The sequence below is a fragment of the Brevibacillus sp. JB24b genome (assembly GCF_051713385.1).
Taxonomy (GTDB): Bacteria; Bacillota; Bacilli; order Brevibacillales; family Brevibacillaceae; genus Brevibacillus_B; species Brevibacillus_B laterosporus.
In genome coordinates this window covers 1,981,528-2,002,467 of sequence record NZ_JBNVQV010000001.1, presented here as the reverse complement: position 1 = coordinate 2,002,467, position 20,940 = coordinate 1,981,528, and the positions used below count along the sequence as shown (strand labels likewise).

Annotated in this window: 12 protein-coding genes; 1 reads left to right on the top strand and 11 read right to left on the bottom strand. The window is 39.2% G+C overall.

Going from position 1 to position 20,940, the window contains the following annotated elements; all coding sequences use genetic code 11:
- Positions 1-83: 83 nt before the first annotated feature.
- From ACQV1I_RS09740 to ACQV1I_RS09705, 8 genes are all read right to left on the bottom strand, one after another.
- Positions 84-617, bottom strand: coding sequence for a spore maturation protein (locus ACQV1I_RS09740; protein WP_018670183.1), 534 nt, complete (start codon positions 615-617; stop codon positions 84-86).
- A 14-nt stretch (positions 618-631) separates the two neighbouring features.
- Entirely contained in the window at positions 632-1,222 is a 591-nt protein-coding gene (locus ACQV1I_RS09735) for a nucleoside recognition domain-containing protein (RefSeq protein WP_018670184.1), read from the bottom strand.
- Positions 1,215-2,387 carry a D-alanyl-D-alanine carboxypeptidase family protein gene (locus ACQV1I_RS09730; protein ID WP_116333770.1) on the bottom strand — a complete coding sequence of 391 codons (1,173 nt, stop codon included), beginning with the start codon at positions 2,385-2,387 and terminating at the stop codon, positions 1,215-1,217. The genes ACQV1I_RS09735 and ACQV1I_RS09730 overlap by 8 nt, the downstream gene beginning before the upstream one ends.
- 86 nt (positions 2,388-2,473) lie before the next feature.
- Positions 2,474-3,058 carry an SMC-Scp complex subunit ScpB gene (gene scpB, locus ACQV1I_RS09725; RefSeq protein WP_104032614.1) on the bottom strand — a complete coding sequence of 195 codons (585 nt, stop codon included), beginning with the start codon at positions 3,056-3,058 and terminating at the stop codon, positions 2,474-2,476.
- Positions 3,048-3,809: a segregation/condensation protein A gene (locus ACQV1I_RS09720; RefSeq protein ID WP_094698954.1), complete on the bottom strand. Its 762-nt coding sequence runs from the start codon at positions 3,807-3,809 to the stop codon at positions 3,048-3,050. Before ACQV1I_RS09720 ends, scpB begins: the two co-directional genes overlap by 11 nt.
- A 32-nt stretch (positions 3,810-3,841) precedes the next feature.
- A complete protein-coding gene (locus ACQV1I_RS09715; protein ID WP_104032613.1) occupies positions 3,842-4,519 on the bottom strand; it encodes a site-2 protease family protein in 678 nt (225 codons plus the stop codon).
- A gap of 149 nt (positions 4,520-4,668) precedes the next feature.
- On the bottom strand, positions 4,669-5,250 hold the full coding sequence (locus tag ACQV1I_RS09710) for an HD domain-containing protein (protein WP_116333769.1): 582 nt from the start codon (positions 5,248-5,250) through the stop codon (positions 4,669-4,671).
- A 380-nt stretch (positions 5,251-5,630) separates the two neighbouring features.
- Positions 5,631-5,777, bottom strand: coding sequence for a hypothetical protein (locus tag ACQV1I_RS09705; RefSeq protein WP_161555068.1), 147 nt, complete (start codon positions 5,775-5,777; stop codon positions 5,631-5,633).
- 117 nt (positions 5,778-5,894) lie between these two features.
- On the opposite strand from ACQV1I_RS09705, the gene ACQV1I_RS09700 reads away from it, so the two are divergent.
- Entirely contained in the window at positions 5,895-6,545 is a 651-nt protein-coding gene (locus ACQV1I_RS09700) for a YHYH domain-containing protein (RefSeq protein ID WP_116333768.1), read from the top strand.
- Positions 6,546-6,733: 188 nt separating this feature from the next.
- Here ACQV1I_RS09700 and ACQV1I_RS09695 read toward each other — a convergent pair whose 3' ends face one another.
- From ACQV1I_RS09695 to ACQV1I_RS09685, 3 genes are all read right to left on the bottom strand, one after another.
- Positions 6,734-9,826: a cyclic peptide export ABC transporter gene (locus ACQV1I_RS09695; protein ID WP_116333767.1), complete on the bottom strand. Its 3,093-nt coding sequence runs from the start codon at positions 9,824-9,826 to the stop codon at positions 6,734-6,736.
- Between the two features lie 17 nt (positions 9,827-9,843).
- Positions 9,844-14,340, bottom strand: coding sequence for an amino acid adenylation domain-containing protein (locus ACQV1I_RS09690; RefSeq protein WP_236645760.1), 4,497 nt, complete (start codon positions 14,338-14,340; stop codon positions 9,844-9,846).
- A gap of 99 nt (positions 14,341-14,439) precedes the next feature.
- Positions 14,440-20,913: an amino acid adenylation domain-containing protein gene (locus ACQV1I_RS09685; protein WP_116333765.1), complete on the bottom strand. Its 6,474-nt coding sequence runs from the start codon at positions 20,911-20,913 to the stop codon at positions 14,440-14,442.
- Between the last annotated feature and the right edge of the window lie 27 nt (positions 20,914-20,940).

Below are 20,940 nucleotides of genomic sequence, written 5' to 3'. Positions count from 1 at the left end.
ATAGATTATCAATCATGACGCAAGCTTTTAAAAAATCAGTTTATAAATGTGAAAGAAGTGAAGTGTTTAAATTAGATTCGGGTTTAAGAAAAAATATAATAAACAACTACTAAAGAAGCGACTACACCAATCAAATCCGACCATAGCCCTACTTTTAATGCATACAATCCATTTTTGACGCCCACCGCCCCAAAGTACACGGTCAACACATAAAAGGTTGTATCAGTGCTACCCTGCATCGTGGAAGCAAGTCTACCAATCATAGAATCGGGACCAAATTGCGCAATCAAATCTGTTGTAATGGCAAGTGACCCTGTACCTGACAAAGGACGTAGCAAAGCCAATGGGACAATTTCAGAAGGGATATGAAGCAATTGGAGTACGGGCTTCATCGCTTGTAATAAAATATCTAAAGCTCCTGACTCACGAAACAACGTAATGGCCACCATCATCGCTACTAAGTGAGGTAATATTTTGATGGTTGTGACAAGTCCTCCCTTAGCTCCTTCAATAAAAGTGTCATAGACTTGCACTCTTTTATACCATCCGTAAGTTAAAACAAAGGAAATAAAGACCGGAATTGCCCAAAGCGATACAACATTGATCAGTGAGTACAAGCTAACTCCCTCCTTTAACGGGACTTGCGCTTGTAGCGCAGACGGTAGACACGATCAAGCAGTAGGGCAAAAGCTGTTGCGAAAAAGGAAGCGAGCAGTGTTGTACCCACTATTTCAAAAGCATTCGTTGAGCCATATTGCAAGCGTATTGCGATCATAGTAGTAGGAATAAGTGTGATACTGGCCGTGTTAATGGCAAGTAAGGTGCACATAGCTGGGGTTGCGATATCTTTGTGGGGGTTTAATTTTTGTAGCTCCTCCATTGCCTTAATTCCCATTGGAGTAGCAGCATTTCCAAGCCCGAGAATGTTGGCGCTCATGTTGGAGAGAATGTAGCCAATGGCCGGATGTCCTTTAGGTATATCGGGGAAAAGCTTTTGCACAATGGGAGATAACCAGATTGAGACTAGATGTAAAAGTCCGGATTTTTCGGCAATTTTCATGATCCCCATCCAGAAGATGAGGACGCTGAGAAGACCAAAACAGACAGTAACGCCTGTTTTGGCACCTTCAAATATCGATTGACTAATAATTTCCATACGTCCATTCACAGCTGCTACAATCACGCTGATAATGATTAAAATGAGCCAAATGATATTAAGCATCAGGTAATCCTCCCTTCAGCAATTGGGAGACATGCTTCCAGACACCATTTGGTGTGGTTTTTTGAAAGGTATCTGTTACTTTTATTTCTCGTACAGTAAGTGGTATTTTGCCAATGGAAGTTGTGCCTAAGTAGATCTCAACAAATCCAACATGCTCACTTACCTCTTTTTTTCCTACCTGCTTTTGAAACAATTGAACTTTTTTACTCACGTTCTGCTCTTCTCCAGCCTTAAGTGGATAAGTAAAGTCAGCTAATGAAACCAATTCAACCTTTCCCTTGTCCTCCAGTTTAATCGCTTGGGGAGCATCCCATTTTTCGCCTTTGTGAATTAAAGAGCTTTCTTTGAACTGTTGAAAGCCATAGTCGAGTAGTGTAGCATGGTCATTCCAGTCATCCGGTGCATTAAGCGTAACAACGGCCACTTGTCGCCCATCTCGGCTTGCTGATGATGCTAAGCAACGTTTTGCAAGTTTCGTATAACCTGTTTTCACTCCATCCGCTCCGTTATAGAGATGGAGCATTTTATTTTTGTTTTGCAACCTGCGGTCCCATTTCTCGCCTTCCCACGAAATACTTTTTACTTTTGTGGAGACAATCTGCTGAAATTGTGGATTTTGTAAGGCATAGGCCGATAATTTAGCCATATCAACAGCTGTTGAGTAGTGCTCCTTGCTATTATCTAATCCATGCGGGTTCATAAAATTACTTTGATCCATGCCGATGTACATGGCTTTTTCGTTCATCATTGTGGCAAATCCTTCAATAGAGCCCCCTACCTTCAAAGCAATCGCAGCGGCCGCATCATTTCCAGAACGAAGCATCAAGCCGTATAGTAATTCTTCTAAGGTCAGTTTCTCCCCTCTTTTTAAATAAATGGAGGAGCCTTCAACTCCTATGGCTTTGTCAGGTACAGTAACCACTTTTTTTATATCGGTTGCTTCCATTGCAACAATGGCCGTTAACGTCTTCGTCAGGCTGGCAATTCTCATTTTCTTACTTCCATTTTTTTGGTACAGAATACGTCCTGATTCAACATCAATAACCGCAGCTGCTTCCGCCGAAATCTTAGGTGCTAGCGATGCCCATGCACGAGGTTGTGGGCCTAAATAGCTAACGCACAAAAGAAAAACGACGAGTACGCCGATTATTCGTTGGTATCTCATAGTGTCCTCCTCATGCTTGGTTTACAATGGTTTGTACCAAGTATATGGAGACAAGACCTATGATATACCCTAATCTTAATCGGGTCCTAGTCGTTTCCAGCAGATTCCTTCCCGCGAAACAATTGAGCCATTTCCTCATCGTGTTGATCAAATGAAAAATCAATTGGCGGTTCTGGTAAATCTGCAATTCCTTTCAATCCAAAATACTCTAGAAATTCTTTAGTTGTGCCATATAAGATCGGTCGTCCGATCCCCTCTGCACGTCCCATTTCTTTAATCAAAAGTTTAGATGTCAAAGTATGTAGCGCTTTTTCGCATTTCACTCCACGAATCTCTTCTATCTCCGAACGAGTAATCGGCTGGCGATACGCGATGATAGCTAAGGTTTCCAATGCCGCTTGCGATAACGACGAGTGCGTGGGGGAAGTAGCCAGCTTTTCAAAATACATCATGTGTTCAGGCAAAGTAGTCAATTGATAAGCTTTCGCCACTTCCACAAGCTGAATACCTCTATTCGATCGGTAAAAGTCCGCTTTCATATCCTCTAGTAGGTCAATGACAACATCTTCAGAAACCTCTATGATTTCGGCAATCTGCTTTGCATCTATCCCCTCATCACCGGAGATAAATAAAAGACCCTCTATCACCGATTTTAATTTATCATAATCCATGTTCCGTTTCTCCCTTTCCCTCACTGATCAAGATGTCCGTAAATAATTGATTTTGAACACACGTAATAGCCTTTCCCTTCATCAATTCCAGTAAGGCAAGAAACGTCGTCACAATCTCAGTGCGAGTAACGTTTGTAATAAACAATTGAGAGAAGCGAACATGCCCTCCTCCAACCTTAATGAGCTGACGAATCTCTTTCATCCGGTCCTTTATGGAAATTTCATCTCGTGAGACCTTAGCTACAGGCTCTTTGGTCTGCAATCTCGCAAACATTTTTTCTAATGCATGAAGCATATCAAATAGGGTCACATTTGCAATTCCTGGCTCCTCTTCACGCGCATATGGTGTTAAGTCCTCAGCCGGTCGAGTAAATACCTGGCTACGCCCCGTCTCCATTTCGCGTAGTTGTTCGGCCATGCGCTTGAATTTTCTATACTCCAGTAAGCGTTGTACCAGTTCATCCCGAGGATCTTCCTCTTCACCATATTCATCGTGCAATGGTTCAAAATGTATCTCCTCTTTTTTAGGAAGTAACGTTTTGCTTTTGATGGCCAACAGAGTAGCAGCCATGACCACGAACTCACTAGCTACATCCAATTGAAGCTCACGCATCGTATGAATGGTATCCAAATATTGTTCAGTAATCACCGCTATTGGTATATCATAGATATCTACCTCCGCCTTGTCGATCAAATGCAAAAGCAAATCGAGCGGCCCTTCAAACGAATCCAATTTAATACTGTATGACAACGCTAATCCCGCCTTACTTCATTGCAATCATGTTATAAAAAAAGCTGAATAACCACATATCGTGTAATGCTTTGGATCCAAGACAATACGATGCCTAGTGGTACGCTAAGCAATCCACGTAACGGTGGCAAGAATACGATTAACAATAACAACCATGGTCCATATAGGTCTAATTTATCAAAGAATCCACTGCATTTATGCGGTAAAATATAACGCAGGATTTTAGAGCCATCTAACGGAGCTATTGGAAGCATGTTAAACACTAGCATAGCGCAGTTAATCAAAATACAGTATTCTAAGGTTAAAGAAACCGCTTCTAACCCCTTAGCAGGCCAGGAAGCCATCATGTCTGCCCAGAATGGGGTCTGAATATAAAACCATAGAAACGAAAAGAAAAACGCTAACACTAAGTTCACGAACGGTCCTGCTGCTGCAACATACACAATTCCTAGACGCTTATTACCTCTGAAATTGTAAGGATTAAACGGAACAGGTCTAGCCCATCCAAAAGGTCCAAACAAAATCATCAGGAGTCCGAACGGATCTAGATGCGGAATTGGATTGAGTGTTAAACGCCCTTCGTTTTTCGCTGTGTTATCACCTAATCGATAAGCAATAAACGCATGTGCCCACTCATGCATGGAAAATGCGATCACAAACGCGATAACCCGGAAAGGGAGCGTATTTAGGTCAAAGTGAAATAAGCCCATGGAGCCCTCCTTCATTCTCTGTTTCTTGCACATGCCTAATCATAGGTCGTTTGTGCAAAAATACACTATTTTATTAGAATAACAGCCTTCAGAGAATGACACAAGTACAAGCAGTTTGAATCAAACTTATTGAATTGTGCATATTGGTCTCACTCTTCTTTATGCTGTTTGTCATCATCCATCGCTTCTTCATGAGGAGTATCTTCCTTAGTAGCATCATTAGGAGTGCCCTCTTCTGTATTTCCATCCTGTTCTAAATGAGAAGTTGGTTTATTTTCCTCTGGATTTTTTAGCTTTTGGTTATCCTCAGCATCCGCCTCTAATTCTTTCAGTGCTCGTTTATATTTTTCTATACGAGCTACATCAGCTTCCGTAGGTTCCGCTATTCGAGTCAAATCCAAATTATCTTTGATATCCGCAATCTTCACAGCTCGCGCTAACTGATTTTGTTTAACCCTTTTAATGTAGCTGTCATAATCCTCTTTTGAATTTTTGGTAAGGATCATCACTGCCTCCACTACTTCCTTTGGAAACCCCGCTTCTCGCAAATCATCTGCGGTCACATCGGTATCTTCTAATACATCATGCAAAACCGCAACTGCTCTTGCTTCGTCCGAAGGCATGTACATCATAACGCGCAAAGGATGCAAAATATAAGGTTGTCCTCCTTTATCTTGTTGATTGGCATGCGCCTTTGTTGCTAATAAGACAGCTTCTACAGCCATATTCATGTGTATCTCCTCCTAAGTACCTTCTTTTTCTCAGACAATAATTACAAAATCATACCTGCTTCTTACTATTCCGCCTAAAAAAGCCGGATTCGGCTGTATTTAGCATTATACTGGCGCAATTTTAGGAATAGGTTCAGTCAGCTTCGCTCACACCATGAGAAGCCATATTATCAAGAGAGGCCGCCCCTTACCATGTTTTACCAAATTAATAAATAACGATATACTAATTACTAATCTGACAAAAAAGGAGTTGGGAAGACCCCATGGCACTAACAAGTACTGACCGTAGGAAATTAATGCTAGTGAACGACCTACACTCCCTCATTATGTTGGAGAACTCACAAGGTCTAAGCTCTTATGAAAGCATCCTTCTAAAAAAACTAATTAAAGAATACCATGAGATGAATTACGAGTGCACCAAATAAGAGATGAATAACTATTATTACGATACGTCTGGCAAAAAAAAGAGGAGGGCTATCTCCTCTTTTTTTTGCTGTAATCAGTTCTACTGTTTTGTACCAATCCATTGCTCTTAACATCCTTTTACCATTTTACACAAGTAATGTGTCAGCAAAAATTCACAACTTTCCATTTTTTGTAATTATGCTATGATAGTATCGAGATTATTTTAGGAGGAATGTTCTATGAAAAAAGCACTATTATTTTTTTTGTTCTTAACTATGCTAGCTATACCATTCCAGCAAACATCAGCACATCCAGGTCGAACAGACAAGAACGGCGGGCATACCTGCCGTACCAACTGTGAAAAGTGGGGTCTTTCCTACGGAGAATATCATTATCACAATGGTGGGGGCTCTAATTCAATCAAAAGTACATCTCCTGCCAAGGCCAAAGCACCTAGTAAAAGTACTACTCCAGCCACGAAACAAGCTGTCAAAGCCCCAGTGGTACAGAAAAAAACTATCATTGCAGTCGATCAAGCACCAGTATATAGCTCCCCAGCGACTTCAGCTTCTGTTGCTACCACACTCTGGTATGGTTATGAAGTGAAGGATAAAGGCGGTTCAAACGATTTTGCCTCCATTGACCAAGGCTATCTATCTAAAACGTTGCTAACTCAGTACAATGTCATTAGCCCTAAAAAGGTAAGCATACAAGTTGAAAAAGGTTATTTTTATGCGACACCATCATCAAAAAGTAAGGCTCGTGGTTCAGCACCTCTTCATGGTGAAGTGAGTGTCGTCGGAGAAAATCAAACTTGGTATTTTGGGTCGAGTAAGGATTCAAATGGTAATGTAATAGTTGGTTTTGTTTCAAAGAGTATAGCTTACTAGTTTCTAGTTTACATTTCTATTTTGTAAAAGGTAAATGACATAACCTGAACCTGGGTACGCCTCATGAAGCGTCCTGTTAGCTACATCATCATTCTTATCATGTAAAAATAAGAGACTCACTTTTTGTTTCATATACATAAAAAGTGAGTCTCTTTTATATGAACTAGTAAACTAATGTATCAATTGCCTCAAACACTGACTGGGTTCTTCATTTGTCCCGCATCCATCTTAATCACTTTATCGGCTATGTGGAAATATTGATCATCATGTGTGATAGCAATAATACACTTCCCTTTTTGTTTCATGTCTGGCAATAACACTTGATAGAAAAAGCGTCGATACTCAGGATCTTGGTCAGCAGCCCATTCATCAAAAAGGCAAATCGGCCGATCTTCCAGATAGGTAATTAAAAGAGCAAGTCGTTTTTTTTGCCCAGTTGAAAGTCTGGTTGTACTGAAAATCCCATTTTCCACTTTCACCTTCTCATGCAGCTCTAAGACCTCTAGATAGTGCTTGATCTCTTGTTCATTACGCTTAGAATCAATCCCATAAAGGCGATCGAATAGATGGAAATCCCCAAAAATCGCCGAGTAATATTGACTCAATTGAGCATGCGTGACCTTGCTACCGTTGATAGTAATTTCCCCTTTTATAGGTGCATACAGACCGGTTAATAGCTTCGCGAGTGTTGACTTTCCACTCCCATTTCCACCTGTAATAAAAATAATTTCTCCAGATGCAAACTCAAAATTGATAGGTCCAACGCTAAAGCCTCGCTCTTCTTGAATTTTATAGTCATAAGATACATCCTTTACAATCATCCGAACCGGTTGCATGACGTTCTCTGACGTTAATACCTTGTCTTGCTCTGGGTCTTTCGCTAAGGCTAGTTCTTGGATCATTTTGGTGATACGTTTCCAGCTAATACGAATCATTACAATTTGAGGGAGTCCATTTAATAAACCATTTACAGGTCCGGTCATATATAAGAAAACAAAAACATAGTTCCGTAGCATATCAGCATCCATTTGTTTAAATATTTCTGGAAAGATGAATACGACACAACCGATTACGATAATAAACAGTAATTCCCCGATGATAAATACGTTTGCAAATTTAAGATCGCCCTCGGCACGTTTGTCACGGTATTCTGCACAGCTTTCTTGAATTGCAATATGAAACTCTTCACGTTTTCCTCTATGCAAGGTCAGTTCTTTAAACCCACTAGTCATATCGGTGATGAATTTGAAGAAAACATTCTGAATATCACGTGTTTTCTCCCACAGCTTATTTGCCTTCTGCCCAATAAGATAGTAAATCGCTGCTACAAGCGCGATAATCATAGCGGAGAGTGCAAATGCATAAAAATTCATGATTCCTAGATAAATAAAACAACAAACTAGTGTGATGAAATTAGTTACACAAGTAATAATAATATTGATTGCTCGACTAATAACTTCTGTATCATTGTTTAATGTAGCCTGAATACGACCTTGCTCTATTTCTTCTAAACTGCTATAGCTAGTTTGAAGTAATTTCTCAACCAACTCCATCCGTTTTTCATAAACCAATTGATTGGTTAATGTAACAAGACGCGAGCGAAGTATCTTTTGGCTAACGACATACATAAAAATCCCCATGATAAAATAAAACAGTAAACCGTTAACCAAATTATTTGTTCGTGTAAAGGCTTCATTAACAATGAAGATAATAAAGGCGTTACCAAAGCCACTAACTATGCTTAGAACTGTTAAAGAAAAATAAATGTTTTCCTGTTTTTTTTTAGAAAACAAGAGAAGTAACGAATAAAAGAAATAGAGAACGAATGCTAGTGTAACTCCATATACAGCAAACATAATCGTTTCTGGAATCCATACTTTAATAAATTGCCAAGTTAGTTCCATAAATAGCAGATTTGGCAAATAGAAAATGCCTAACGAGAATATACATAATAGTAGTAAATGGAGCAATAGGCCCACTATTACATTTTTTTTCATCACTTGAAACTTTCGTTGCTTTTTCCATACTTCGAGAAATATACGACTTATTAAAAAAAGAATCGCGAGACAAACAGGACCTACTACACAAATAATGGAAAACGATAACTGATCCAGTTTTTTGTATAGGTCTGAATGGATAGGAGGTACTTCTTTATTAAGAAGCATGTTCATAATTCCCTGCCCAATATTAACTGTATAGTCACTGTTCATATTGGCTAATACAGCTACCCCCATTTGTTCAGTTGGGCGAAATACAATAAACGAACTAAACGTCGGATTACTTCCAGGGTGTGAAAGCTCACCGTCTCCTTTTTGATAAACTTCCCAGCCAGTAGCATATGATGACCCACTACTGCTAGGCTTTACCTTACGATCTGGCTCATGAGATGCTTTAATTAGAGCGGGGTTAATACTACCTGTGCTACCTGCTCCTATTTGTATTTTCATCCACCGAGCTATATCTATTCCATTGCTTATGATATATCCTGCTGGTGTATTTCCCCGGAAACTAGGCGGATTGTATTTTTGAGGTTCAGTGAATCCCATCTTGTAGCCAGTGGCCTTTTGTGTTTGATCAACGTTTTGCTCACCAACATATGTATCTGGAAGCTCCAGAGCGTTTAAGATATTTTGTTTGATGTACGTTTCAAAAGATTGGTTGGTGACCTTTTCTATTACCAATCCTAATACATCGTAATTGATAGTCGCATATTCGTACCTTGTACCAGGTTCACGATTCAGCTCCTGTACAAGCAATGTTCGTACCGTCTTTTCAAGTGCATCCTCCTCATTACCTTCTGGGAGAAAACCTATCGATTTGAACGGAACTCCACTTGTATGATAAAGGAATTGGCCCAACGTAATAGGTTGAATCTTTCCTTTATAGGAAAGATTCAACCAAGGAAGATACTTTGTTACCGGGTCATTCAAATCGATTAGCCCTTTATCAGCTAACTGTAAGATGGCAAGACCAGTGAAAGCTTTACTATTTGATCCTAATTCGAACAACGTTTCATTCGTAACAGGCTTTTTGCTCAGTACATCTGCGTAACCAAAGCCCTTTTGATATATCGTTTTGTCTTTTTCCACAATGATTACCTGTAAACCGGGAATTTCCGCCGTATTCATTTGCTTTGTAATGAACTCTTCCATCTGCTCTAATCTTTGTGGTGATAGTGAAATAGTAGCTGCACTTATCTGATTAACTGGATACACCAAGAATATAAAGGAAAGCAACCATGTCAGAAAAATGGGTCGGCATAACAATTGTTTCATGTTCATCTTTTTCGTTTCCTTTCTTAGGCGAATAAATCATCAAGATCATCTTGTGTGAGAGTAACGGTAGTAAAATCAGAAGGGGTAAAATCTCGGATCTCCTCTGACTGACAGCAATGCTTGAGAATATCGTTTGTGCTTGTGATGATATTATCCAGAAATTGTTGCATGGCTACTAGATGATAGTTGCTTTTACTGTAGGTAAGAGCAACATGTAACCTTTTCTCTTTGATCATGGCGTTAATTTCTATGAGGCATGTCATTGAATTTTGTAAAGAGATATCTGATCCCGTATCCTCATATGCTAAAGTAAGAAACTGATTGTCCACTTGATTGTCTACTTCCCCCAAAAAGTTAAAGCGAATTCGCTTCTCTGGCAATTGACTGAACTGCCCTGTCAAATAGGTAAGAATCCCAAAATCAATACCTTTGTTCGGCACGGTTCTGATCTGCTCCTTGAGATGTTTAATTACATGAGCAATATCTCCCTGAGGAAGTTGCAATCTAACAGGATACATAGACGTAAACCAACCAATGGTACGCGACACATCTATATCAGAAAACAGCTGTTCCCTTCCATGTCCTTCCAATTCTATCACTATATCTGTTTCATTCATTAAAGCGGCGGTTGCTAGACATACTCCCATAATGAGAAGCTCATGAGAATGCGTTTGATATGCCCGATTGGCGTTATACAACAATTGGTCTGTCGACTCTTTCGTGAATGCAGCATTTCGTGTCTCACAATTTGCCAAGCATTCCTCAGCTTCCGTTTTATGATGTAAGGCTGAGGTTACCAAAGCTTCCTTCCAGTATTGTTCATATTGGAATGCTCCTGTTTTACTATAATGCTCCAGCTCTTCCGCCCATCTTTGCATCGAGTGAGTTTTTGCTGGTAGGTGTAACCGGCGCCCCTCTTCTATGTCGCGGAAAAGCTGCCCCATATCTTCTAATAAAATCCGCCATGAAACGCCATCGATGACTAAATGGTGTGCTGTAAGTAGCAAACGCGTCTCACCTTTACCTAACTGGAACAATACTGCTTTAAACAATAATCCCTGTTCCAGATCGAAACTTCTCTTGACTTGCTCACCGATTTGTTTCAATTGTTCAAGCTGTTTTTCAAACGGAATTTCCGACAAATCCACCGTTTCAACATCCACTGTTTGAGCTAGATGCTTATCATTATAAAAGAGCGCTTCTGCCTTCGAATCATAGTTGAGTCGCAATGTATCGTGATGATGGACAATTTTTGTAAGTACCTTGCTTATTTGTTCTATTGTAAATGCCTTTTTTAGTTGAAGGAGGACAGATTGATTCCAATGTTGAGCCTCAATTAGATTCTGCGAGAAAAACCATGCTGTGATTGGTGTTGGCTTGATTGCTCCACTCATCGCCTCTTGTGGAGCTACAGGTTGTTGATTCATTTCAATAGCAGCTGCAAGTTCATGTACCACTGGAAAAGTCATGATATCTCTCACCGTAGCACCGAGATTCATCTGATTCAGTTTACCAACCACTTGAATCGCTTTTATCGAATCTCCACCAAGAAAATAAAAATTAGAATCTACTGTAACTTCATTCGTCTGTAATACTTCTTTCATGATTTTCATTACTATTTCTTCTGTATCGTTTGGCTGTTTATTTCCTGATTGATTTACACTATTTATAGCAAGTGGATCAGGAAGTTGATTACGATCAATTTTTCCATTTGATGTTAACAAAAATTTATCAATCGTAACAAAATATGTTGGAATCATATAAGAAGGGAGCTTGTTTGTTAGTTTTAGGCGCATCTCAACTATAGAAATATTCTCATCTGCGATCATATATGCACACAGATATTTGCGCCCGTTCTCCTCTACTCGATCAATGACCACAGCTTCTTTTACAGATGCAAAACTAGTTAAGCAGTTCTCAATTTCCCCTAATTCAATCCGATATCCTCTCAGCTTTACCTGATGATCGATTCTTCCTGCATACTCTATATCTTGTGAAGGTAGCATTCGGGCAAGGTCTCCCGTCTTGTAAAGACGATATCCTTGTTTAAACGGATTGTCTAAAAAACGCTCCTTCGTCAAATCCTCTCTAGCCAAATACCCTCTAGCAACGCCATCACCGGAAATATACAACTCTCCTGTAACACCATTAGGTACAGGCTGTAGATCATCATTGAGAAGGTAGATTTGTACGTTATTGATCGGACGACCAATTGGTACAGAGCCCATTCTATTTATCTCAGGATTATATTCATAGATCATACAACCCACTACTGTTTCTGTCGGTCCATACTCATTGTAAATGCTGATATCTCCTTTGAAGCTTTCATAAGTTTTGGCAGCGAGTGTTGCCTTCAGGTCTTCTCCACCAACGATGAATCGTCTGATTACGGAATTGTGATTATCCTTGTCACTAATTAAAGCAAGATGTGCAGGTGTCAGTTTAAGGATATTGACACGATTTTCACGAAGAATAGTATCCAGCACAAATTCAGATTCATTTTCGACATAAACAATAATCTGATTTCCATTTAAAAGTGGAGCAAAAATGGATGTAACTGTCAAATCAAATGCTAAGGAGGAATAGAGGGCAAAGGTTTCATCCTGAGATTGTATGTACTTTTGTTTTGCCCAATGAATGTAGTTGACCAATCCTCTATGTTCAATTAATGTACCCTTTGGTTTTCCTGTAGAACCAGAGGTATAAATCGCATATACCAAGTCACTTACTTGATTAATGTTTACAAGGTTATGCGATTCTGATAAATAGTTTGCTGGATCATCAAGACGAATAACCTCTCCCTCGAAGCCTTCTATATTTACATCTGCATTTGATAATAAGAGCTTGGCCTGACTATCCTGCAAAATATATGAAACACGATCAAGAGGAAAATCAGGGTCAATCGGCACGTATGCCCCTCCTGCTTTTAAGACAGCCCAAATTCCCACAATCATCTCATACGAATGCCTCATATAAATACTAACGAATTGATCTGAAGCTATCCCTTTTGTACGAAGTGTACGCGCTAGTCTATTAGCTTGTTCATTCAGTTGACGATAGGTATAGGTTTTATCTTGAAAACGTACAGCGACACGATCAGGAGTTAGTGCTACCTGATCCTCAAAAAGCTGATGTATCACCTTGTCTCGTGGATAAAACGCATCAGTTTGATTTCGCCCATAGATATGCTCATATTTCTCCTGATCACTCAAAAGAGAGATATCCTTAATCAACTTTTCAGGCTGTTTTATGATCTGTTCTAGCATGTACATCAGTCGATCGTGAATTTCTTCGATCTGTTCATTGGTATAGTCGCTGGTCTTGTAATCATAGAACAAAGTAATTTTGTTCTCACTTGACCATTCTTTTATGACTAATTGTAATGAGTATGCTTGATAACCACTGTAAAATTCCAGATTATCAATACTTATTCCCTCAAGCTCATTCACTAACTTCGTTCCATAGTAATTCACACAAATTTGGAACAGACTATCATAGCCCTTTTTCTTTAGCTCTAAATTGCTAATCAGAAGATCATACGGATATCTTTGATGAAAAAAATTACTTAACACCTCATTTTGAACTCTCTTGTATAAAGCCAACAATGTCTCAGTGTCTTCTAGTTTCAACCGGAATGGCATGGAACTAGTAAACATCCCAAAGATATTTTTTTCTTTATTTCCAGAACGATTAAGAACAGGGATACCAAGTATTTGATCATTATTTTGCTGTGTTTTGTACTGATAGAGTAAGGTTAGCATAATAAACAAGGAACTTAGCGATAAATGATGCCTAGTAGCAAACTCGTTAATACGAGTTGACTGGTCGTTATCAAGATCGATGGTTTTCCTATTTCCTTCCACTTGATCTGAACTCTTACTCAAAAAACTCTCGGGAAGTGACTGGAATTTGTCATTCCAATATTTCTTATTTTTTTCAAAACGCGAGGAAGTTACATACTTCTCTTCTTGATGTAAAAAATCTACGTACGAGTATTCAACTTCTTCAGATATATTCTCACCATTTTTTATTTTTTGATAAATGTTACTGATTTGATTTGTCATAATATTGATAGACCAGCCATCAGCAATAATATGATGCAACTTAACAAAATATCCTGTATATTTCTCATGAGCTCGAAAAGTAGCAAAGGAAAACAACGGATGATCAATAAGCACAAAGGGTTTTGTAAACTCTGCCTCAGCCCATTTCAGCACCTCTTCCTCGGCTTGATCCGAATGACTAAAATCGTAGAAAGGCACATCAAAATCATTCAACTCCACAATGTATTGATTTACATCCCCCTCTTTCTCATGCAAATGAAGTCTTAATCCATCATGCTTTTTTATAAAAATCTGGATGGCCTGAGTAAGAAAAGCAATATCAACAGAACCATGCATCCGAACGATTCCTCCTATATTGTACATGGAGGTGTGAGGATATGTTTGCTCTATGTACCATATACGTTTTTGGGGATGCGAAAGTGGATAGTACTCATACTTAACGGTCAAAATAATCACCCTCACTTTCAGTTTTTGTAGCTCTCACCTGCTGGATCGGTACTGCTTTCCTATTTCTTGTAATGTCAGACAATAGTAGTAGGGTGACACCCTTCTTTCCTAGATCATCAATTCCCTAAGGATTTTAGCCATCTTTTGAACATGGGGCATTTCCAGCATGGTATAATGATTGCCCGAAAAATATGTGGGGCTTACCTTCCCCGTTGTAAAGCGATTCCATCGCGTTTTCTCTTCGTTCGTTGTAAATTGATGCTGTATCGCTCCATCTGAAGCAAGAAAAAGGTGTAGGTCAGTGTCAATCTTCCCAGAAAGCTGATATTTGTGTATAGCTATACCATTTGTTGCATGAATGCGTAGTTTAGACAGTAATTCCGGTCTATACACCTCATCTGGAAACAGTTTTTGCTTGCACGCCTCTTCCCAACAAAATCTCATTTTTTCTTCTTCCGTTACTCCTGCCAAATCCTCCTGATTTATTCCACTAAGAAGCGCATATGAAATGACGGCATCCAACTTTCCATAACGCTGGTCTATATTAATGCGGTCGCTATCCAGCAATGGGAGACAGTCAACTATTACCAGTAATTCTACCTGCTCTCCCTGCTGCTCTAATTGTTTGGCCATTTCATAAGCAACTAATCCTCCAAAAGACCAACCAACTAGTTGGATAGGCATAGTTGGCATAATTCGTCGAATAGAAGCAATATAGTGTGCGGCCATTTCTTCAACTGTTGTCAGGGCATCCGCTTCAGCATTATAACCAACAGCTTGAATACCATAGACGCTACAGTCCATTCCTAATTCACGTGCTAGATGAGAGAAAGTAATAACTCCCCCTCCTTGGCCATGAATCATGAATAGTGGTGGGACATTACAATCTCCTTGTTTAAGTAGGATCACATTCTGGTCTAGAACTGCCTCTTGCTTCTGTAGATGATCACATAGACCTGCTATAGTCGGCGCCTTAAACAAATCTGACAAGGGAAGATTGAGTCCAAAACGCTGAGTAATCTGGCTAACAAGCACAAATGCTTTGAGTGAATGACCTCCTAGCATAAAGAAATTGTCCATAATACCAATCGGTTTAACTTCTAAAACTTTCTCCCACAACAACACCATTTGCTCTTCAAAAATGTTTCGCGGTGCACAGTAACTTTGTTCATTTCTTAGGACGTCCCCATTTGGTTCAGGTAAAATTTTGCGATCTATTTTGCCATTAGGGGTTAGCGTGAATTCATCTACTGCGATAAAAAAGCTTGGTATCATATAATCAGGTAAAAACGTAGCAAGCCATTGATGCAACATCTGTGTAGTATCTGGAGCTGAATTCAATTCTTTATTTTCAAAGACAACATATGCACACAAATATGGAATTTCATATGAATCTGTCTTAGTCATAATTAGTGCCGCTTTAACCTCCGGATGACGTAGCAATAGAGTTTCTATTTCACCAAGTTCAACGCGATAACCACGAATTTTCACTTGATGATCCATCCTGCCCAAAAATTCCAAATTCCCCTCCTCTGACCATCTTGCTTTATCTCCTGTTCGATACATCAGAGTGTTAGGATAAAAGGGGTTCGCTTTAAAACGTTCTCCTGTCAGCTTTTTTTGATTCCAATACCCTAGGGACAATCCCTCCCCTGATATCCATAGCTCACCTGTCACACCCTTTGGAACAAGATGGCACTCAGAATCTAGAATGTATACCTGCATATTGCCTATCGGTTTACCAATTGGTACATATTTGCCTGTTATCTCGCTTTTTTCATAACGGAAAGCGGTACAACAAATGGTAGCCTCACTTGGTCCATATCCATTGACGATGAGCATTTCAGGATTAAGAGAAAGAAATTGGGCCAACACCTCATCCTTAATTGGCTCAACACCAACAAGCATTTTATGTAATACATAATTTTCAGGTGAAACAAGGATTGTCTCATACAGTTGGTTAAGTAGAGCCGGCGGTATATAAGCTAGAGTTACCTTTTCTTCCTGGAGTGTTTTTGCAAGAAGCTTAACATCAAATTTATGCCCATTAAAAAGAACAAGTGTTGCACCATTTATCAACGCCTGAAAAATCTCAAAACAACTAACGTCAAATGAAATATCCGTAGAAATGAGAACACGATCCTCATAACTGATCTCATCTAAGAATTCCTTATTCATGGCAGTGACGAAATGATGTAATGCCTTGTGCTGAATCATTACCCCTTTTGGTCTACCTGTAGAACCAGATGTATAAATGATATAAAGAAGATCCTCCGAATTCGTGTCGCGTTTGAAATTACCATCATTTTCATCTAATGGAATTTCTCCTACACAAATCCACTCACCCTCAAAACGTAATTCGGGTAGTGGATGCTGATTGGTTACTACCAAACTAACTTTGCTATCTTCTAACATGTATTCAATTCGTTCTGCTGGATAATTCGTGGATATTGGTACGTAAACACCGCCAGCCTTTAAAATAGCTAAAATGCTGATAACTAGTTCCGGGCTACGATCCATCATGACGCCAATAGGCTGATTACGTTTCACCCCTCTGGAAAGGAGATACGTAGCAAGTCGGTTGGCTGCTTTATTCAACTCTTGGTAGCACAGCATTTCCCCATCTGAAACAACAGCAATGTGATCAGGATGCAACGTCACCTGATACTCAATCAAATCCATGATAGTTAGTTCTTTGTCATAAGAAATCGCCATTTGATTATTGATAGCTAGCAATGCGTTTTTTTCTTCTTCGCATAGGATTTCTAATTCGCCAATAGTAATCTCTGGACTTACGGGAATTTTTTCCATTACTGTTATGAAATGCTTCAACATTTGCTTAGCTGATTCCTTCTTCCAAAGATCAGTGGAAAATTCCCAGGAAAGTTGTAATTGATCCTCAGATTCAACTGCAACCACGGTAATATCAAATTTAGCAACATCATGATCTTTCATGATCGGCCTAATTGTAATTCCATCTAGTTCCACGATCTGCCTCTCATAGTTCTGAAGCGTTAGCATGGTATCAAATAATGGATTTCGCCCCATATCTCTAGGTAACGCAAGATTCTCCACAAAATCGTCTAAAGAATAATCCTGATGGTTAAACGTCTGAATGGTTTGTAGCTTTACTTCTTCTAAGAAACCGGTAAATGTTTTACTTGTCACTGGTTTATTTCGAATTGCTAACGTATTAACAAACATCCCGATTACAGATTCCACATCGCTTACATTTCGCCCAGCCACTGCAGTTCCAACAACAATATCTTCCTGATTGCTATATTTAGAAAGCAATATATTAAATGAAGCGAGTAGGAACATGTAAAGAGTCGCCCCGTTTTTTTGACAGAGCTGTTTGACAGCTTCAAATTGTTTTCCTGATAACGTAGCGGTTACGATATCCCCCTTAAAGCTCTGGAGTTTTGGGCGTATAAAGTCGGTCGGTAGGTCAAGAACGGGCAGTTCATCAGAAAATTGCGTTAGCCAAAACTGTTTTTGCTGCTTATACTCTTCTGATTGTTCCCACTTTTGTTGCCACATCGCATAATCTTTATATTGAATCCGAAGTGGTAACAGGTCCTGACCTCGATAAGCTTTTTCAAGCTCAGCCATTAGTATGCTTATTGAAATTCCATCAGAAATAATGTGATGCATATCAACAATCAAAAGATACTCATCACTAGATAACGATACTAATCCTGCACGAAATAATGGTGCCACTTCTAAATTAAAAGGTTGAAAGAATGAGTCAATGACCTGTTTTTCTTCCAAATCTGTCTTTTCTAGAAGAGACAGAGAAAACTGGATTCCAGAATGAATCCGTTGCATCGGTACATTATCAATCACATGAAAAGACGTACGCAACGCTTCATGACGGTCGATGAGCTTTTGAAACGCCTGTTCCAGCTTACTCTGATTTATTTTCCCTTGAAAACGCCAGATCGTAGGCATATTGTATGCTGTCTTTACACCCTCAAACTGACTTAATAAAAACAAACGTCGTTGCATGGAAGAGAGAGGATAATAATCTCTACCCTCCGAAATTTCAATTTGTCTTTCCACTCTTTGTTCTGAATGCTCGATCATTATGATCTGATCGCGGACTGTTGAATACAGAAATATATCCTTCAATGTTACATGAATCTGATATTTTCTACTGATTTGATGGGCCAATTTAATAGCAGATAGTGAATGTCCACCAAGTTGAAAGAAGTTATCCGTTACCCCAATATGTTCTCTTTTCAAAATATTTTTCCATAGTAATACCAATTGCTTTTCCATCTCACTACCTGGAGCAACGTATGAATGTTGGATAAGCTTGTAGTCATCTGGTTTAGGTAAAGCATGACGATTTATTTTACCATTGGATGTAAGAGGCATTTTTTCTAGTCGTATAAAAAACATTGGAATCATATATTCAGGCACTTTCTGTTGGAGAAATTGACGCAACTCACTTTGGCTCAGCTCTTCATCAGAAAGATAATAACTGCATAGCTCATTTTCGTTTTGATTATTAGGAAATGCCAGTACAATTGCTTCATGGACTAACGGATGAGTGATTATATGTTTCTCAATCTCTCCTACTTCAATCCGATAGCCTCGGATTTTTATTTGTTGATCCATTCGCCCCAAAAATTGAACCATACCTGTTTCATCCCACCGCGCCATATCTCCCGTTCGATAAAGTCGTTCACCAGTAGTAAATGGGTTATCAATAAATTTTTCTCTTGTTAAAGCAGGTTGACCTATATAACCGCGTGCAAGTCCTTTTCCTGCAATGCATAATTCACCAGGAACCCCTATAGGCACAAGCTGCAAATCCTGATTTAAAATTAATACCTCCGATTGAGATATTGGTTTGCCGATGGTTGGACATTTTTGAAATCTATGCCATTCATCAAAATTAATTTGTAAAGCCAAAGTACCGATTGTTGACTCGGTTGGACCGTAGTGATTCATGATGGCTACACTAGGAAGGTAACTATGAAATGTATCAACATCAATAGGTTGAATCGGTTCTCCCCCTGTAACTACTAAACGTAACGCTGGCATATCAGGTGAATGTAACCCGTCCATGGCTTGTACTAACAATGAAAAAAGGGATGGAGTCAGTTTTAAAAAACTGATCTGCCCCTCTTTTATATAATTCAATAAGCTATCGGGATGCAGATATGTGTCTTTTGGTACAATATGTAGGGTGCATCCATTGAATAGTGCTGGGAAAAGACTTGTGTATCCTAAATCAAATGCATAAGAAGATAAGAGCATTGTGCTGTCTCTTTGCGTGATGTTAGCCTGCCTACTAAACCAAGTTACATAATTAATCAGATTCCGATGCTCTACCATTACTCCCTTTGGATTGCCAGTCGTACCTGAAGTATAAATGACATATAACAGATGTGATGGTGTCTGACTTGGTGTAAGATTATTCATATCACCTACATATAACTCGTCCTCATCTAGGTTAATTTTTTCTCCGTCAAACTCTACATCGCGGCCTACTTTCTTGTGTGTCAATAAAAAGCGGGATTTACTATCGGCAAGCATATAGCTTGTACGCTCTGACGGGTTCTCCGGATCGATTGGAAGAAAGGCACTACCTGCCTTGAGTATACCTAATATCCCGATCATCATCTCCAAGGAACGCTCTACCATCAGAGCAATTACCTCATCCTTTTCTATCCCTTTTTCTTGCAAGTACCGTGCCAATTGATTTGCTTTCTCGTTTAGTTGTCGGTAGGTTAACTTTTGTTCCTGATAGACTACTGCTATTTTATCTGGGTATTGTTCAGCTTTTTTCTCAAATACTTGATGAACCAATTCATCCGTTGGGTAAGATTCAAGTGTTTGAGAAAAAGAAGTAAGCTGAGCTTTTTCATCTTCATTCATCAGCTCAATCTCACGTATTGAGATATTTACGTTTGTTACTATCATGCGCAAAATATTTATGTAGTGAGTAAAAAATCGCTCCAACGTCCGTGACTCATATACTGCCTTATCATAATAAAGATTTACCTGGAGTGAATGATTAGATTTTGAAAAGAGTAATAAAAGGTCTACCTCTTGAGCCACGACAAACTCTCTGTCGTGTATCCTGTCAAGAGCTACAACTACATTAATAAATGGAGAGATTGAACCCTGTGGATTTATATCCAATTTTTCATAAATATGATGAAGTGGATAATCCTGATTTTTGTATGACTCCGTAAGAGACTGCTTTACATCAATAATAAATTGCTTGGAGATTAAATGTGGGACCGGATTTGAGACGATAGGAACCAGTCTAGTAGACGGTGAAAGATTTGGTGCACCCACGCAAACCTCTGTTTGCTGGGTATATTTATGTAGCCAAATTTTTGCTGTTGCTAGCAAAAAGGTATACAAAAGCAAATCAGAGTTTTTACAAACTTGAATGAGCCTGTCTGATATTTCTTGTTCAATGGATACTTGCAGTGAGGCCTTACATTTGGTTTGACCTACGTAAGGATAGTCCGTGGGGACCATAGATGGGATGAACTCACCACCAAGTTTAGACAGCCAAAATTGTTCTTGTTCCATCACTCTATTGTTAAAGGCTACCATGATATTTATTAGCCACCTTCCCTAATT

What these genes read in the sequence shown, in the direction of transcription:
- ACQV1I_RS09735 (WP_018670184.1), bottom strand. Translation starts at nt 1,222, where the DNA reads ATGCTTAATATCATTTGGCTCATTTTAATCATTATCAGCGTGATTGTA.
- ACQV1I_RS09730 (WP_116333770.1), bottom strand. Translation starts at nt 2,387, where the DNA reads ATGAGATACCAACGAATAATCGGCGTACTCGTCGTTTTTCTTTTGTGC.
- scpB (WP_104032614.1), bottom strand. Translation starts at nt 3,058, where the DNA reads ATGGATTATGATAAATTAAAATCGGTGATAGAGGGTCTTTTATTTATC.
- ACQV1I_RS09715 (WP_104032613.1), bottom strand. Translation starts at nt 4,519, where the DNA reads ATGGGCTTATTTCACTTTGACCTAAATACGCTCCCTTTCCGGGTTATC.
- ACQV1I_RS09710 (WP_116333769.1), bottom strand. Translation starts at nt 5,250, where the DNA reads ATGAATATGGCTGTAGAAGCTGTCTTATTAGCAACAAAGGCGCATGCC.
- ACQV1I_RS09705 (WP_161555068.1), bottom strand. Translation starts at nt 5,777, where the DNA reads ATGGATTGGTACAAAACAGTAGAACTGATTACAGCAAAAAAAAGAGGA.
- ACQV1I_RS09700 (WP_116333768.1), top strand. Translation starts at nt 5,895, where the DNA reads ATGAAAAAAGCACTATTATTTTTTTTGTTCTTAACTATGCTAGCTATA.
- ACQV1I_RS09695 (WP_116333767.1), bottom strand. Translation starts at nt 9,826, where the DNA reads ATGAACATGAAACAATTGTTATGCCGACCCATTTTTCTGACATGGTTG.
- ACQV1I_RS09685 (WP_116333765.1), bottom strand. Translation starts at nt 20,913, where the DNA reads ATGGTAGCCTTTAACAATAGAGTGATGGAACAAGAACAATTTTGGCTG.